The 745-nt window shown below is 76.9% G+C and carries 1 pseudogene; it reads left to right on the top strand.

What is annotated here, in order from left to right:
- Nucleotides 1-305, top strand: a pseudogene (soxR, locus tag KUM32_RS45545) (redox-sensitive transcriptional activator SoxR); the annotation flags it as partial.
- Between the last annotated feature and the right edge of the window lie 440 nt (nucleotides 306-745).

Raw genomic sequence — 745 nt, 5'->3', positions numbered from 1 at the left:
GGGACACGCTGCGCCGGGTCGCCTTCGTACGGGTCTCGCAGCGCGTCGGCATCCCCCTCGCGACCATCCGCGACGTGCTCGGGCTGCTCCCCGAGGAACGCACGCCCGACCGCGACGACTGGGCGCAGGTGTCGCAGTGCTGGCAGGAGGACCTCAACGCGCGCATCCGGCAACTGGAGAAGCTCCGCGACCACCTCACCGACTGCATCGGCTGCGGCTGCCTGTCCATCGACCGCTGCGCGCTGGCCAACCCGTACGACCAACTCGGCGCCGAGGGCAACGGCCCGCGCCGACTGCTGACCGACGAGCCCGCGGAGGAGGGTGCCCCGACCGGCGGAATAGCGGCCCGCGGGGTCGGCACCGCCAAGGCCAGGGCCGAGACGGAATCCGCCGCGACCCCCGCGCACGCGTGCGGGGTGGCCGACGACGGGTCGGCCACGGGTGCGCGGGGGCGAGGGGCGGCGCGGCGCCGTACGGCCGCCGCCGGGCAGCCCGCTGCGACGCGGACCGCCGCCGTGCAGGACGCCGCTGTGCAGGCGTACGACTGCTGCGTGACCTGCGAAGACCCGGTCTAACAGGCGGCCCCGCCCCGGCCGCCGCCTCGGCCACCGGGCGGCGCGGGCGACCGTGGCGCGGCAGGTGACCCCGGCCTTACGCGTGGCCCCGCCCGTGACCCCACGCGTGGTACGGAGCCACGGGGGAGCCGACCCTGGCAGGGCCGGCCACCCTCAGAACGAGTCCGGGC

It is taken from the genome of Streptomyces sp. AC627_RSS907, assembly GCF_019049165.1.
Note: the sequence above shows the minus strand (reverse complement) of the source record. Positions and strands in the feature narration are given on the sequence as shown.